14 protein-coding genes are annotated in these 15,061 nt (G+C 42.0%); 2 read left to right on the top strand and 12 right to left on the bottom strand.

The genetic code is table 11. The features are described from left to right. Window positions 1-299: 299 nt before the first annotated feature. The 5 genes from BUB77_RS20840 to BUB77_RS20820 form a co-directional block, all read right to left on the bottom strand. Complete coding sequence (locus tag BUB77_RS20840) at window positions 300-902, bottom strand: 2-thiouracil desulfurase family protein (protein ID WP_330392654.1); 603 nt, start codon at window positions 900-902, stop codon at window positions 300-302. Further along, on the bottom strand, window positions 856-1,371 hold the full coding sequence (locus BUB77_RS20835; protein ID WP_073278838.1) for a dCTP deaminase/dUTPase family protein: 516 nt from the start codon (window positions 1,369-1,371) through the stop codon (window positions 856-858). Before BUB77_RS20835 ends, BUB77_RS20840 begins: the two co-directional genes overlap by 47 nt. Before the next feature lie 159 nt (window positions 1,372-1,530). Beyond that, the gene (locus BUB77_RS20830; RefSeq protein ID WP_073278837.1) at window positions 1,531-2,427 is read right to left on the bottom strand and encodes a LysR family transcriptional regulator; all 897 of its coding nucleotides are present in this window, start codon (window positions 2,425-2,427) and stop codon (window positions 1,531-1,533) included. A 3-nt stretch (window positions 2,428-2,430) separates the two neighbouring features. Beyond that, the gene (locus BUB77_RS20825) at window positions 2,431-2,772 is read right to left on the bottom strand and encodes an arsenate reductase family protein (RefSeq protein WP_073278835.1); all 342 of its coding nucleotides are present in this window, start codon (window positions 2,770-2,772) and stop codon (window positions 2,431-2,433) included. 78 nt (window positions 2,773-2,850) lie between these two features. Further along, window positions 2,851-3,126, bottom strand: coding sequence for a GNAT family N-acetyltransferase (locus BUB77_RS20820; RefSeq protein ID WP_073278833.1), 276 nt, complete (start codon window positions 3,124-3,126; stop codon window positions 2,851-2,853). A gap of 408 nt (window positions 3,127-3,534) precedes the next feature. On the opposite strand from BUB77_RS20820, the gene BUB77_RS20815 reads away from it, so the two are divergent. Next, window positions 3,535-3,987, top strand: a complete 453-nt coding sequence (locus BUB77_RS20815; RefSeq protein WP_084124539.1) for an HTH domain-containing protein — start codon at window positions 3,535-3,537, stop codon at window positions 3,985-3,987. A 212-nt stretch (window positions 3,988-4,199) separates the two neighbouring features. On the opposite strand, the gene purB is transcribed toward BUB77_RS20815, so the two are convergent. The 3 genes from purB to purC form a co-directional block, all read right to left on the bottom strand. Further along, window positions 4,200-5,633, bottom strand: coding sequence for an adenylosuccinate lyase (gene purB / locus BUB77_RS20810; protein ID WP_073278831.1), 1,434 nt, complete (start codon window positions 5,631-5,633; stop codon window positions 4,200-4,202). Between the two features lie 230 nt (window positions 5,634-5,863). Beyond that, on the bottom strand, window positions 5,864-7,306 hold the full coding sequence (purF, locus tag BUB77_RS20805) for an amidophosphoribosyltransferase (RefSeq protein ID WP_073278829.1): 1,443 nt from the start codon (window positions 7,304-7,306) through the stop codon (window positions 5,864-5,866). Between the two features lie 130 nt (window positions 7,307-7,436). Then, window positions 7,437-8,144: a phosphoribosylaminoimidazolesuccinocarboxamide synthase gene (purC, locus tag BUB77_RS20800; protein WP_073278827.1), complete on the bottom strand. Its 708-nt coding sequence runs from the start codon at window positions 8,142-8,144 to the stop codon at window positions 7,437-7,439. 604 nt (window positions 8,145-8,748) lie between these two features. On the opposite strand from purC, the gene BUB77_RS20795 reads away from it, so the two are divergent. Then, window positions 8,749-9,186, top strand: coding sequence for a helix-turn-helix domain-containing protein (locus BUB77_RS20795; protein WP_242962560.1), 438 nt, complete (start codon window positions 8,749-8,751; stop codon window positions 9,184-9,186). Between the two features lie 184 nt (window positions 9,187-9,370). Here BUB77_RS20795 and BUB77_RS20790 read toward each other — a convergent pair whose 3' ends face one another. The 4 genes from BUB77_RS20790 to hisA all read right to left on the bottom strand — a co-directional run bounded on the left by BUB77_RS20790 (window position 9,371) and on the right by hisA (window position 14,821). Continuing rightward, window positions 9,371-11,764 carry a glycoside hydrolase family 94 protein gene (locus BUB77_RS20790; RefSeq protein WP_073278823.1) on the bottom strand — a complete coding sequence of 798 codons (2,394 nt, stop codon included), beginning with the start codon at window positions 11,762-11,764 and terminating at the stop codon, window positions 9,371-9,373. A gap of 239 nt (window positions 11,765-12,003) precedes the next feature. Next, on the bottom strand, window positions 12,004-12,882 hold the full coding sequence (gene hslO, locus BUB77_RS20785; protein WP_073278941.1) for an Hsp33 family molecular chaperone HslO: 879 nt from the start codon (window positions 12,880-12,882) through the stop codon (window positions 12,004-12,006). A gap of 118 nt (window positions 12,883-13,000) precedes the next feature. Further along, entirely contained in the window at window positions 13,001-13,825 is an 825-nt protein-coding gene (locus BUB77_RS20780; RefSeq protein ID WP_073278821.1) for a class I SAM-dependent DNA methyltransferase, read from the bottom strand. Window positions 13,826-13,882: 57 nt separating this feature from the next. Beyond that, on the bottom strand, window positions 13,883-14,821 hold the full coding sequence (gene hisA, locus BUB77_RS20775; RefSeq protein WP_242962558.1) for a phosphoribosylformimino-5-aminoimidazole carboxamide ribotide isomerase: 939 nt from the start codon (window positions 14,819-14,821) through the stop codon (window positions 13,883-13,885). Window positions 14,822-15,061: the final 240 nt, after the last annotated feature.

The raw sequence follows: 15,061 nt of genomic DNA, 5'->3' as shown, positions 1-15,061 counted from the left end.
ATTGCATCCTGACCGGAAATATCCCACATCACATAAAAATAGCATCGTAACAAAACTTGCTACCATGCCTTATTACTTTCTTATTATACCCGCCGAAACAGCATAAGTAAAATCAATATTTTTTATGCATTCCATAAACTGTAGTTATAATGCATTATGACATCAAAAGCAGGTCCCATATCCGCACTTTGCTCCCGCCCTGTTATTATTACCGCTCTTTCCAGGATTATTCTGCCCTACACCTGCCCTGATGTCTTCAAGTCTTACTGGTCTTTCAAGTCTTACTGGTCTTTCAAGTCTTACTGGTCTTTCAAATCTTTCAGTTTCTTCACATCTTTCAATTTCTTCACATCTTTCAGGTCCTTTAAGTCTTTCAGGTCCTTTTCCGAATATATCCTAAGCCCCTTTTTATGCAAGAGCTCTGCCGTTATACCGTTTCCCTCTATCAGCTTTCCGCTGAAGCTTCCGTCATAAATACGCCCAAAGCCGCAGGAGGGGCTGTTTGCCTTTAGCAGCGCTACCCTGCAGTTAAAGTATCCGGCCAGCTTGCCTGCTTCCTGCGCTCCCTTTTTAAACTGCTCCGTACAGTCGGCTCCTTCTTTATTAACGGCTCTGCCTTCTGTTATTTCTACCGGGCTTCTGGGGGTAGGAAGGCCGCCAAGCTGCTCCGGGCATACGGGTATGAACTGGAACTCTTCCTTTAGCTCCTCCAGTTCGGCAATATACTTGCCGGTTCCGGAATATCTGCAATCAAGTCCCAGCAGGCAGGCACTTACCAATATATTTATCTTTTCCATCCTTTTGCCCCTTTCTTCTTCCAGCTCCCCATCTGCTTTCAAAGCCTGTCCGGCAGCACTAAGCTCTCGAAGTGCTTCCAAAGCCTCCGTTACGTTTCTCTTCACAGTCATCATCAAAGGTTATTCCATATTCTACAAAAATACCCTGCATAAAACCTGAACTAGCCTTTACTTCTGCTGTTTTTCCTTCATTGGAATCATTGGTCACCTTGGCAAAGATATGCCCTTCATTGTCGGAATAATAATAGTCACTGTCAATAATGCCCACGGTATTATTCATCTGCAGACGGAACTTAAAGCCCAGGCCGCTTCTGGGATAGCATTTTAACACCCAGCCCTCCTCCATTGAAACCCGGATACCGGTAGGTATCTTAATGCCTTCTCTGGGAGCCAGTGAAAAATCAATGGGGCTGTAAAAGTCATAGCCTGCCGAGCCCACTGTTGCACGCCTTGGAAGCTCTATTGCTTCATAAAGCTTATCTGCTTCTTCCCTTTCCATATCCGGAAAAGTCTCCATCCAATCCTTTGTAAATTGACTCTTACTTACCTTTTCAAACTTTGCTATTCTTTTCATGCAGTATTTTAAGTCCGCCGGCTTAAACCGGCGGCTCTTCCTTTCTCTTTCCTTGTCCTTCTGGCTTATATTATAACAGTATGTATGAGCTGCTAATTTAAAAGAAAAATCTCATACCTTTTTAATAAATTTTAAAATACTTTTTTCGTACCTCTTTTATCAAATTTCCTTTTCGCTTATCATCATAGAAAGAAGGCTTTTTGCTGCCATTGCTTCCGGATTTTTTGAGCTTGTCACAATGCAGAAATGCCTTGGCGGCAGGGGCCGTTTAAGCTTTAGTTCAAACAGCTCTCCCCTGTCAATATACTCCCTGGCGAAATCCCTGACCACAGAGCCGACTCCCAAATTCCTCAGGGAGAATTGAACAATCATATCACTGGTTGCCAGTTCAAATTCTGTCTTTAATACTACTCCGTTGTTTTTCAGTATTTCATCTACATAGGTTCTGGTACTGGTCAAGCCCTCCAGGCAAATAATCGGCAGTTCCTCCAGCTCCTTATACTCCAGTTCTTTATCCGACAGATGGGCAAAGCTGTTTCCTGCCACAAAAATATCCTGTATTTCCTTTACCCTTAAGGAAGTAACCTCTGGCTTTGCCATAAAAGGCTCACTGACAATTCCAAAATCAATCTTTCCTTCATAGAGATAAGACAGGGTCTCCGGTGTCGGTCCATTGGTTACGCTCACCTTGATGCCCGGATATCTTTTATGGAATTCCTCCAGATAGGGAAGCAGGTAAAATTGCAGTGTCATATCACTGGCACCAATCCGTATCTCACCGTTTTCCAGGTCCAGCAGCTTCCTTAGATTTTCTTCTCCCTTAAGGATTGTTTCATAACCGGAGGAAATATAGGAAAAAAGCATATCTCCTTCCGGTGTCATTCTTACTCCCTTTTGGGTCCGCAAAAAGAAATTTCCGCCAAGCTCCCTTTCCAGAAGCTTAACAGCCTGGCTTACGGCCGGCTGGGATATATTAAGCTTCTCTGCAGCCGCCGTAAAGCTTCCCATCTTTGCTACATAATAAAATATCTTATAATATTCAAGGCTGATGTCCATGGTTTAAACCCACTCTTTCCAAACATCCGGCTGATATCCCACCGTTGCCTGCCTGCCGTTTCTTACTATGGGTGTCTGGAACATTCCCGGGTGCTCTAATAGCTTTTCTTCCCTGTCCTGTTCCTCTGACAGATATTTCACATAATTATCTTCATATTCTTTGGAATGCTCATCTATCAGCTCCTGCATACTGCCTACGGCTGTCTTTACACTTTTATACTCGCCAAGACTCATGCCATGTTTTCTTAAATCAATCATCTGATACTTGATCCGTCTTTCCTTGAAATACCTTTCTGCTTTTCTTGTATCAAAACATTTGGATTTCCCGAAAATTTGTATGTTCATCCCATCCTCATTTCTTACTTAAAAGGTCTGGTCTTTAAAGACCGGCTTTCCACAAATCAGCTGCAACTATCAACTTTCCTATCTGCTAATCAGATCTTCATTCCCTTTATTCTTCTCAAACCAGCTGATTGCATAGGAACAGGTAAGTACTGCAGTCTTACCCTCAGTACGAAGTCTCTTTACCAGCTCTTCCATAAGCTTCCCTGCAACGCCCTGCCCTCTAAGGGAATCATCTACAAAGGTATGGTTAATCTCCACTGAATTCTCATTCACATCAGGGAATGTCACCTCTGCAACCATCTTTCCCGCTGCGTCTTCCAGATAAATACGGTTTGTTTCATGTTTAAAGTCCATATTCCTGCTCCTTTCCTTTCACTTACTATACTATAATTTCCAAATGTTCTTTGCTGCATACATCTTTATTGTAAGTTGTGCAGGCACGAAATGCAAGGTTATTTTGTGCGAAAGCAGCATTCGCCGTTTTTCTCTCTAATCGCGTTTTATTCTTCCTGTCAGCTCATTTTTTCGTGTAAATCCATGCTTTTGTATCACTCTGATAAAAGTAAACAAGCTCCTTACCAATAATTTTTGCATTTATATACTTGAATTATTACTGTAAGTGTAAATCGCAACATAATTAGTAATAAATTTACATAAAGCTGTTGCAAATTTCCATATAATGGTCTAAAGTATAATTTTAAGAAGGGAGTGAAAATAAGAGTTTACAATTATTTAATTAAATTTTTAATAGGAGGGTAAAGAATGAGTATGAAAGAAATACCGAAAATACCCAATAAAATTATACAGCATGATTTAAAAACATTAGTGGAGAATGGAAAGATTACAATAAATACATTAAGTAAGGTTACCAGAATAGAGAAGCAATGGTTTGAAGATTATATTTCTGAAAAGGAACATATAGAGTCAATTTCACCGGATGAAATACATTTTATAACAGATTTTATTTCTATCCTTTCGTTAGGAATGAAAATAGATGATGATAGTAGATTAAAGGCAATAATTGAAGTATTAACTCAAATTTATGAAATGAATACTGACACAATAGCAAATTGTATTGAAATAGACAGGCAAATCATTGAGAATTTTATGTTAGATAGTAATTTGATTTCAATGGAAGAAAAATATACATTATCTGTGAAAGTCATGTTTCTTTATTATATATTAAAGTTTCCCAAATATGATATATTAAATTAGAAATTCTTCTTGGAACCTTATAGCAGCTGTTTCATAATCTCCCTTCACTTCCCGGTAAATTCAACAGTTAGAAAGCCTCTGCTTCATCTTTTCTTACCCCATAACTATATAAAAAAAGAACGCTCCTGCAATTTTGCAGATAACGTTCTCATTTTTTGAATATTTCTATATAAATTCTAATATCAGTAGTTTACTGTAGACAGATACATTAATCAGACCTTTATATCTGCTGTAATACCAAGGCACACCTTATATTCGTCCAAAATAGGGTTAATAACCTCTGTTATAAACTCCTCCACCTGCTCCGCCGAACGTCCGACATACTTCTTCGGGTCCATGGTCTGCTTTAATTCTTCCAGAGAAAGGTTAAAGGAAGGGTCTGCTGCAATTAATTCCAAGAGATTGTTTTCTAACCCCTTTTCCTTTACATTTCTGCCGGCTTCCATGGACAGGGTGCGGATTTTCTCATGAAGCTCCTGCCTGTCCCCTCCTGCCTTCACCGCATCCATCATAATATTTTCTGTTGCCATAAAAGGAAGTTCTGCCATCAAATGCTTTTCAATTACCTTGGGGTACACTACCAAACCGTCCACAATGTTAAGATACAGGTCCAGAATTCCGTCAACTGCCAGGAAGGCTTCCGGCACACTGATGCGCTTATTGGCGGAGTCATCAAGGGTTCTTTCAAACCACTGGGTGGAGGAGGTAATGGCAGGATTCAGGGCATCACAAATCACATAATTGGCAAGGGATGCAATACGCTCGCTGCGCATGGGGTTTCTCTTATAGGCCATGGCAGAGGAACCAATCTGGTTCTTTTCAAAGGGCTCTTCTATCTCCTTTAGATGCTGCAGCAGCCTGATGTCATTGGAGAATTTATGTGCGCTGGCAGCGATTCCCGCAAGTACATTTAATACTCTGGTATCCACCTTTCTGGAGTAGGTCTGTCCGGATACGGGATAGCAGTCCTCATATCCCATCTTCTCTGCTATTTTCTTATCCAGTTCTTTTACCTTTGCATGATTTCCTTCAAACAGCTCTAAAAAGCTTGCCTGGGTTCCCGTAGTTCCCTTGGAGCCCAGCAGCCTCATGGAACCGATCAGATATTCCAGGTCATCAAAGTCTAATTTTAACTCCATCAGCCAGAGAGAGGCCCTTTTTCCGACAGTAGTGGGCTGTGCCGGCTGGAAGTGGGTAAAAGCAAGGGTCGGCAGCTCCCTGTATTCACAGGCAAAATCCTTAAGCTTATCCATAACATTCAAAAGCTTTGTACGGATTTCTTTTAAAGCTTCCGTCATTACAATAATATCGGTATTATCCCCCACATAGCAGGAGGTCGCTCCAAGATGAATGATTCCCTTTGCTCCCGGGCATTGCACTCCGTAAGCATATACGTGGGACATTACATCATGGCGTACCAATGCTTCTCTTTCCTTTGCCACATCATAATTGATGTCGTCCTGATATTTCTTAAGCTCTTCTATCTGCTCCTTCGTAACCGGAAGTCCCAGTTCCATCTCCGCTTCTGCCAGAGCGATCCAAAGCTTTCTCCAGGTTTTAAACTTCATATCGGGAGAAAAAATATACTGCATCTTTTTGCTTGCGTATCTCTCGGACATAGGGCTTACATATTTGTCATTGCTCATTGCAACCTCCTGTAATTTTTCTTCGTCTTGCAATTTTCACCTTAGTTTTTAGTTCACACCTAATTTTATAGTTCTTATTTTTACTTTTTTGTTCTTAATATATATCTTCTTCATTTCCAAAACATAGGGACTGCAGGATATTTTACATCCTTCCTGCACTCTCCTGGTTCTTTTCTCTATTTTATTATCCTTAATATTTAACAGAAAAGCAAGTCTGAATTTCTTTTTCTTTATCTGTCGTATTCTCCCCTGATATCTTCTTTCGGCGGTTCAATGGGGTAATTTCCGGTAAAGCAGGCATCGCAAAAGCCCTTATCTCCTTCAATTAATTCACTGAGCCTGTCCACACCTAAATATCCCAAGGAGTCTGCACCAATCATTTCTTTGATTTTTTCCACCGTATTATTGTGGGCGATCAACTGGTCATCGGAGGGTACATCCGTGCCGAAATAACAGGGGTATAAAAAGGGCGGAGAGCTTATCCTTACATGAACTTCCCTGGCTCCTGCGTTCTTAAGCATTCTTACGATACGCTCGCTGGTAGTACCTCTGACGATGGAATCATCAATCATGATAACCCGTTTGTCCTTTACCACATCCTTTAATACGTTCAGCTTGATCTTAACGCTGGACTCCCTCATGGACTGCTTGGGCTTTATAAAGGTTCTGCCCACATAGCTGTTTTTTACAAAAGCCGTGGCAAGCTGGATTCCCGATTCCAGTGAATACCCGTAGGCTGCCGCATTGCCGGAATCCGGCACACCAACCACAAGATCGGCTTCCACCGGATAGGTCTGTGCCAGTATCCTTCCTGCCATAATTCTGGAGTTATACACACTGACATTGTCCAGGCAGCTGTCCGGTCTTGCAAAATAAATATATTCAAAGATACATTTGGCTTTCTTTGGCTGTGTCATGGACATATCGGAATGAATGCCCTCCTGGTTAATCATAACGACTTCCCCCGGTTCCACATCCCTTACAAAATCTGCTCCCACCGTATCCAGTGCCGCACTTTCGGAAGCCAGTACGTAGGAGTTTCCTCTCTTTCCGATGCAAAGAGGCCTGAAACCAAAGGGGTCCCTGGCTCCGATTAATTTTCTGGGGCTCATGATAACAAGAGAATAAGCTCCCTTTAATTTTAGCATGGCATTCTTAACTGCTTCCTCAACGCTCCTGGTCTGAAGCCTCTCTCTGGCTATGAGATAAGCTATTACTTCTGAGTCTATGGTTGTCTGGAAAATAGCTCCCGTATAGGCTAATTTATCCTTTAATTCCGGTGCATTGACAAGATTTCCGTTATGGGCAAGTGCCAGAGTTCCCTTGACATAATTTAATACCAGGGGCTGGGTATTCTCTCTGTTACTGGCTCCTGCCGTCGAATAACGTACATGCCCCACACCGATATTACCCTTTAAATCATCTAAACTCCCAGGTGTAAATACCTCATTTACCAAACCCATTCCTTTATAGGACTTAACGCTGCCCTTGGGTCCGCTGGTATCACTGACTGCAATACCGCAGCTTTCCTGTCCTCTGTGCTGCAGGGCAAATAAGCCGTAATAAATGGAAGAGGCAATGTCATTGCCATCAAAATCGTAGATTCCGAAAACTCCGCATTCTTCATGTATTTCATCTGAAATCCAGGTATCAATTTGTGTGCTCTTATCCATCCATAATCCTTTCTGCAATCGTTTCATGACTTTGGAAGCTTCTGTCACTTCTTACGAAAGAAGGGCTGCTGCAAAATCCAGTACGTGATGTACTTTTTACTATGTTTGCAGCAGCCCCTTGGCATACCTCTTAAGCCAGGCCGATTCTCTTTAATACTTCCTTATAAGCATCTTCTACACCGCCCATATCTCTCCGGAAACGGTCCTTATCCAGTTTTTCATGGGTTTTACTGTCCCAAAGCCTGCAGGTATCCGGTGAAATCTCATCTGCCAGGATAACCTCCCCTTTGGACCTTCCGAACTCAATCTTAAAATCTATCAGCTCAATGCCGCATTCTTCGAAATACTTGCACAGAACTTCATTAACCTTAAAGGTCATCTTCGTAATCTTCTCAATTTCTTCTCTGGTAGCAAGGCCCAGGGCAATTGCATAGTAATCATTAATCATAGGATCGCCCAAATCATCATTCTTATAGCTGAATTCCAGAGTAGGTGCCAGCAGCTTAATGCCCTCTTCCATTCCTAACTTCTTGGCAAAGCTGCCTGCGGATACATTACGCACAATAACTTCTAAGGGTACAATTTCAACTTTTTTAACAACAGTCTCCCTGTCACTTAATTCTTCAATAAAGTGAGTAGGAACACCTTCTTTTTCGAGTAACTGAAACAGATGATTGGACATACGGTTATTGATAACACCTTTTCCGACTATGGTTCCTTTTTTTAAGCCATTGAATGCCGTTGCATCGTCTTTATAATCAACAATATAAACATCTTCCTGCGCTGTTTTAAAAACCTTCTTAGCTTTACCTTCATAAAGCATCTCTAATTTTTCCATATACGGCTCCTATCTGTGTTCTTTTCACAAAGTGTTGTTACTGCGTCTCAAGCTTTCCTCTACTCTTACTCTCTTATTATATCCTACTAAATCAGATTCGCAATAGATAATTCACAATTTGTGGCCGCAGCAAAGCATTTTTATACTAATCATCATCATAAGAACTGCTAATAAATGAAAAGTTTTACAGACTATTACTTATTAGTCTAACCTTCCATTCACCAGATAATTTCATTATACCGGCAATCCCAATGGTGAAAAAAAGATCTGCAAGCCGGTATTAACAGACTTGCAGACCTTTTGTGTAAATGTGTAGCATTTACCCGCATGTACTTCCGATAAAATCCAAATACAATGAACTGATTTGAGGGGAATGGATTCAAAAAACTACTTGTATTTTATTGGATAGGCACAATGCCTGCCAAAACCTCCGAACGAAAAACTCCTACAATTGTTTCGTTCTTTTTGTTTTGGCTACGTTTTCATTATATGACCATAAGGCATATTTGTCAATACTATAATTTATATTGGTCATAAATCGCACAATTATGACAGATAGTATTATATAATATCGAAGTCAGGAGGTGGTGGTGAATTGTTTGATGTGAGATTAAAAGAATTGAGAGAACATAAAGGCTTAACCCAGAAGGATTTAGCAAGTAAATTAAATCTTACTCAAAGTACCATCGCATATTATGAAAGCGGCAAGAAGCTTCCAACGGTGGATACTCTGCTGTCCCTGGCAAAATATTTCAATGTTTCCACTGATTTTCTTTTAGGCCTCAGCAAAGTCCAGAAATTTTCGGAAACCGCTGTACAAGGTAACCTGAATGAGTCTCCTAATTATCAGGCAATTCCGCTTACCGGTGAGCATCGGAAAATCATACGCTATTTTGACAGATTAAATAATGAAAATAAGGAATTTATCATTGGTAAAATGATAGAACTATATAAAGAACAACCTGATGATGAGATTGCACGGGAGCTTGAGCGTTACCGTCTGGAATTATTGTCAAAGAAAGATTTATCAGACCTGGGATAGGATACAAAGCCCCAGGGCGGCTAAAGCGTAACAGACAGGCGTAGACTTTTGCCATACCATTTCGCTGCCGAAAACGGGGAACAGGATACAATTTCCGTTCTGTAGCAACGGACTTCTTCTCCTAATCGTCATACTTTTTATAAATTTACGGCGCTGACTGCCAGTCAACGCCGTCTTTTATGTTTTACATGACTAAAAGTATTTCATTCTCTTCTTTCAAGCTGTTTTCCACAATATAATTGTCTTCCTGTCTTACTCCATTTAAATACATTTCCTTATATCCGCCTTCGGCACCATCCTTATTCTCTACACGAATATTCAGGCTCTTGCCTCGGAATACCTTTTTAATGGTAATTTCCTTCCAGTCAGAGGGAATGGAGGGAGCTATACGAAGCCCGTACAGGTCCGGCCTCATTCCCAGTATTCCTTCCACGCAACCCACCATAACAGTGGAAGCAGTACCTGTCAGCCAGTGTACATGGGAACGGCCTTCAAAAGGGCTGTCTGTGCTTTCCGTAAACTGCCCGTGTACATACGGCTCCAATACCCTAATCTCAGCATGGTCATTCTGCATGGCCGGGGAGCTTCCCTTAAAGTATTCAAAGGCTCTGTTTCCATGGCCCATCAGGCTTTCCGCCAGAATAATCCAGCCCTGGGGCTGTGAAAAGATGCCGCCATTTTCCTTTGTAGAGGGGTTGAACAGAATGGCAAGGGCGCCGGGGAAAGCATGGTCTACAAAGGAAGGTGCCATTAATCTTACACCGTAAGGAGTATTTAATTCCCTGTGCACAGATTCCAGTGCCGCCTCTCCCTGCTCCCTGTCTGCAAGTCCGCTGATAACAGCCCAGGACTGGGGATTCAGCCACATGCTGGCCTCCGCATCCTTTTTAGAGCCAATTACCTGGCCGTCCTCTTTGATGCCTCTTATATATCTGTCGTCTTCCCAGCACAGGCTCTGAATAGTGTCGAAAAGCTCGCCCTGTACCTTATTGATATATTCGATATATTCGCTGTCCTTTTGATCCTTTGCAAAATCTTTGATAATGCTCATGGCATAGTAGAGCTGAAAGGCAACAAAGGTCGATTCCCCTTTCTTTCCAAGCCTTAAGCAGTCATTCCAGTCAGCATGAAGGCCGGCGGGCATCTTATGGTCACCCTGTCTTTCCATGGAAAAACGGATGGCACGTTTTAAATGTCCGTACACTGTATCCTCTTCCTTGTTGGCATAGGGAATCACTTCCTTTAAAAAGCCGGTATCTCCCGATTCCCCGATATACTTTAAAATAGTGGGGAAGAGCCAAAGGGCGTCATCTGCGCGGTAAGCGGGATGTCCGGTAGCCTGAACATAGGAGTAATCGTCAGGAGTGTCCTCATTCCCTGCATTGTGGTCATATTTTACCAAAGGCAGGCCGCCGCCGTTATCCACCTGGGCGGAAAGCATGAAACGGATTCTTTCCTTCGCCATAGCCGGATCAAGATGGATAATTCCCTGGATATCCTGAACCGTATCACGGTAGCCATAGCCGTTTCTCTGTCCGCAATATATAAAGGAGGCAGCTCTTGACCAGATAAAGGTGATAAAGCACTGGTAAGCATTCCAGGTATTTATCATACTGTTAAATTCACTGCTGGGGGTATTGACCTGAAAATTGTTCAGCTTTCCATGCCAGTAGTCCTTTAATTCCTGTATTTCCTTCTCTGTGACACCAGGGTCTTCATAAGCCTTTAATATCTCATCGGAGTCCTTGTCATTGTATCTGCCCAGAATATATACGATTTCCTTCGTCTCACCGGGTTGAAGGGTGAAACTTGAGTGCAGGGCACCGCAGCTGTTGGAATTATAATTCAGTACATTGTCGCAGTGCCCTTTTTCTACAGCAATAGGATTGCCATAGGTACGGTAAGACCCAAGGAATGCTGTCTTATCGCCGTTATAGGAAGTCACCTCAGTACCCACACATCCGAAGAAACGCTCTTTGCCATTGGACCCCTCTTTATCCTTTAGCTCGTTCTGGTTTATGGTCTGAAGTATCTTATTGTTCTTAAAATAAGTTTTTGTAATAAATAAGGTATACTGGAGATTTATCTGGTCCTGCTCGTAATTGCTGTCATTGGTAAATTCCGCATAGCCAAAGGCAGAAAGCTTTCTCTCTGTCTGAGAAGTATTCTGAAGCCTAAGCCTCCATACCTCATAGGTTTTATTAAGAGGTACATAATAAAGTGCCTCACTGGTTATTCCCTGATACTCTGCTGTTATTTTGGTATAGGCAGTACCGTGTCGGCATTCATTCTTATAAACCGCAAGGTCTTTCCCTACCGGCTGCCAGGAAGCGGACCAATAATCGCCGCTGGCATCGTCCCTTATGTAAAGATACCTTCCAGGTGTATCATCACTGTTAAAATGATACCTTAAAATCCTTCCGTTGGCTCCGCTCTTTACAAAGCTGTAGCCTCCCGCATTGTTAGAGATAATGGCTCCATAATCCGGAGAGCCCAGATAATTCGCCCAGGGTGCCGGTGTATCAGGCCGGGTGATTACATATTCTTTCTGTTCTTCATCGAAATAACCGTATTTCATATTTACACTCCTTTTTCATTTTACGAAACATTTCGCAAATATTCTTTTATTCCACTGGAATAATTATAAGGTTTTATGCCGATTCCAGAAAAGGTAATTTATGTCTCAAATTTATTTTACTATAGTTTTCGTAAAATAGCAATGAATATGCTGATGTTCTTTTATACGGAAAAAGCCAGGTACTTTTCCCTGCACCCGGCTCTTTCAATGAATGTATAATTTCCTGTTATTATTCCCTGTTACTTGCTTCTTTTTATAATTTCTTTCAGGTCTTCCACGTCAAAATGATATTTGGAATTACAGAAATGGCAGTTAACCTCAATGGTCTCCTTCTCATCAATCATTTCCTGGATTTCCTTTTTCCCGATACTTACGATGGCTTTTTCCACTCTTTCCTTGGTACAATTGCAGTAAAAGCTTGTATCCATGGTATCAAGTATGGAAAGGCCCATATCCCCGAGAATTGTTGTCAGAATGCTCTCCGGTGTATTTTCCGCCTCTAAAAGAGAAGTGATGGAAGGAAGGCCTGCAATCTTCTCCTCCAGCTTCCGTATTACTTCTTCCTCTGCAAAGGGCATAAGCTGGATAATAAATCCCCCTGCCTGCCTTACGGTATTTTCCTTATTCATTAATACCCCTAAGGCTACAGAGGAGGGGACCTGCTCGGAAACTGCATAATAGTAAGTGATGTCCTCTGCAATCTCACCGGATACCAGCTCTGTCTGTCCCACATAAGGCTCCTTTAAGCCCATATCCTTTATGACGCTTAGTATACCGGGCCTTAATGCGCCGCCCACATCTAATTTTCCTTTGGGGCTGGGAGGAAGCATGACCTCGGGATGATACACATATCCTTTTACATTTGCCTTGGAATCGGCAGTTACCGTAATTCCTCCTATGGGTCCGTCACTTTTTATCTGCAGGGTGAGTAAATCATCCGTTCCCTTCATCATACTTCCCATCATTGCTCCCGCCGTCAGGAGCCTTCCAAGTGCTGCTGTTGCTACGGGACTTGTATTATGCACACTTCTTGCATGCTCCACCAGATTTCTGGTCGTTGCCGCAAATGCACGTATCTGATTATCTGCTGCTGTTGCCCTTACGATATAATCTTTCATGTTAACTCCTTTCGTATCAAATCTATGATCTGATATTCCTGAATACATAGTTGAAAAATGTTTGCCCTCCCTGCGCACGTAAAACTGGGCTGAGATTGGGCTGAGAACTGTCTGTATTTTACTGGTATACCTTTCCTGGCTGGAATTTTTCTCTGGCAAGGAAGCATACCCTTTGAGTAGTTTCAGCAGGAGGTTCATCTAAAAACGCTTCATATATGCCGATAAATTCCATTCCCGCTTTTTCCAGCAATGCCTTTACCGTATCGATGGAATAAGCCTTCTGGTAATGGGTCTCACTGAATTTTTCATAAAGCCTGCCCTGGTTATGTCTCTCCTCTTCTTCCTCTTCTGCTTCTACAAATATTGTTACCTGATATTCGTTGATGCTTTCCTTTTCATCGAAATAATTTTCCCAGATAAAGCTGCAATCCTCTCTGTTTTCTGCAATCACGCTGTCACCTAGGATTTCTTTGTACTTATATTCCGTATTCATATCAAAAAGGAAGATTCCCCCGGCTTCCAGATAATTATTCACCAGGGAAAAAATGTGCAGCAGCTCTTCTTCCTTCGTTATATAATTTAAGCTGTCACAAGTACATACCACTGCTGAAACGGTTCCATACAGTTCAAAGTCCCTCATGTCCTGATTCAGATAAAGGATATCCTCTCTCTTACTGGCCTGGGGAATATCTTCATCTTCCTCATATTTCTTTTCCATGGCAATCTGAAGCATTTCCTCCGAAATATCAATTCCAATCATGTCATAACCGCAATCGGCAAGCCTTCTTGTAATATTTCCCGTCCCGCACCCCAGATCTAAAAGGATGCCCTCCGAAACGCCATATTTTAAAAGTATTTTCCGGATATCCTGTGCCCATTCATCATAGGGGACATTATCCATGAATTTATCATAAACCTGGGCAAAGCCAGTATATGCTTCCATCCGCTTTCCTCCCATGTCATTCTATTCTGCTTTTTGCTTTTTACATTACAACAGCTTCTATGAATGCTGCCGGAACCATTCCACCACTTCCCTATAATTCAGTGGTCCTCCAAAAAGGCTTAAAGAGCTTCCTATGGTAACATCAATGTTTCCCTTTCCGCTCTTCCTTATGCTTTCAAGGTCCTCAAAGTTACTCACTCCTCCTGCATAGGTTATGCAGGAATCCTGCCATTCACTTAGTAACTCTATCAACTCCCTGTCAATTCCTGCTGACTTTCCTTCCACATCTACCCCATGGATCAGGAATTCATCACAGTAATCTGCCAAATCCTTCAATAGAGAAAAGGAAAGCTTTTCCCTGGTGAATTTCTGCCAGCGGTCGGTTACAATGAAATAATCCTCTCCCCGCTTACGGCAGCTGACATCCAGCACCAATTTGTCCTTTCCCGTCTCAGCGGATATCCGTTTAAGATTATCATATTGGATAAAGCCATCCTGAAAGACATAGGAGGTTACAATAACGTGGGAGGCACCTGCTTCCAGAAAAGCAGAAGCGTTCTTATCCGTGATTCCTCCCCCGATCTGAAGGCCGCCGGGATATTCTTTTAATGCTTTTTCAGCCTGCTCCATATCCAACTCATATTCTTTGGTACCTGCCGGATTTAACAGGATGATGTGGCCACCCTTAAGACCATCCTCCTTGTAAAGGGATGCGTAATATTCTCCGCCTTTTTCCGATACAAAGTTCTCCTTAGCCTTACTCATGCTCCCATTACATACCGCAGACAGGTCTGGGGTACTGCCATTAATATCGGAGTGTGAAAGTGCTTCTTTTTCACACTTGCTCCCATTGCATACCGCAGACAGGTCTGAGGTACTGCCATAAATAATGGAGTGTGAAAGCGCTTTACTTTCACACTTTTCATCTGTAAGGCTTCCGCCTACAATCTGCTTGACTTTCCCATTGTGTATATCAATACATGGCCTGAATCTCATTTATTCCTCCTAAGGTTCTGTATACCTTTGCGATAATTTCCTTCCTAAAACCATAAACATACGTACAAGCATTATACCTTAGATGGGAGAAACAATCAACTGTCCCATCCTCTTCCATAAGCACCCTATCCTCTTACATAAGCACCCCTTAGCATAATGCAAGAGAATTACCATATATCTATATAAAAACAAAATAGCTCCTCTTGGAACAAACAGCCCTTACTGCCTGGCTGCTTACCC

This window comes from Anaerocolumna jejuensis DSM 15929 (assembly GCF_900142215.1).
Taxonomy (GTDB): Bacteria; Bacillota; Clostridia; order Lachnospirales; family Lachnospiraceae; genus Anaerocolumna; species Anaerocolumna jejuensis.
Note: the sequence above shows the minus strand (reverse complement) of the source record. Positions and strands in the feature narration are given on the sequence as shown.

Excerpts from the sequence above, each read along its gene's own strand:
- hisA (WP_242962558.1), bottom strand. The coding sequence starts at position 14,821 with ATGAGATTCAGGCCATGTATTGATATACACAATGGGAAAGTCAAGCAG.
- purC (WP_073278827.1), bottom strand. The coding sequence starts at position 8,144 with ATGGAAAAATTAGAGATGCTTTATGAAGGTAAAGCTAAGAAGGTTTTT.
- purF (WP_073278829.1), bottom strand. The coding sequence starts at position 7,306 with ATGGATAAGAGCACACAAATTGATACCTGGATTTCAGATGAAATACAT.
- BUB77_RS20815 (WP_084124539.1), top strand. The coding sequence starts at position 3,535 with ATGAGTATGAAAGAAATACCGAAAATACCCAATAAAATTATACAGCAT.
- BUB77_RS20825 (WP_073278835.1), bottom strand. The coding sequence starts at position 2,772 with ATGAACATACAAATTTTCGGGAAATCCAAATGTTTTGATACAAGAAAA.
- BUB77_RS20820 (WP_073278833.1), bottom strand. The coding sequence starts at position 3,126 with ATGGACTTTAAACATGAAACAAACCGTATTTATCTGGAAGACGCAGCG.
- BUB77_RS20790 (WP_073278823.1), bottom strand. The coding sequence starts at position 11,764 with ATGAAATACGGTTATTTCGATGAAGAACAGAAAGAATATGTAATCACC.
- BUB77_RS20830 (WP_073278837.1), bottom strand. The coding sequence starts at position 2,427 with ATGGACATCAGCCTTGAATATTATAAGATATTTTATTATGTAGCAAAG.
- BUB77_RS20780 (WP_073278821.1), bottom strand. The coding sequence starts at position 13,825 with ATGGAAGCATATACTGGCTTTGCCCAGGTTTATGATAAATTCATGGAT.
- purB (WP_073278831.1), bottom strand. The coding sequence starts at position 5,633 with ATGAGCAATGACAAATATGTAAGCCCTATGTCCGAGAGATACGCAAGC.
- BUB77_RS20835 (WP_073278838.1), bottom strand. The coding sequence starts at position 1,371 with ATGAAAAGAATAGCAAAGTTTGAAAAGGTAAGTAAGAGTCAATTTACA.
- hslO (WP_073278941.1), bottom strand. The coding sequence starts at position 12,882 with ATGAAAGATTATATCGTAAGGGCAACAGCAGCAGATAATCAGATACGT.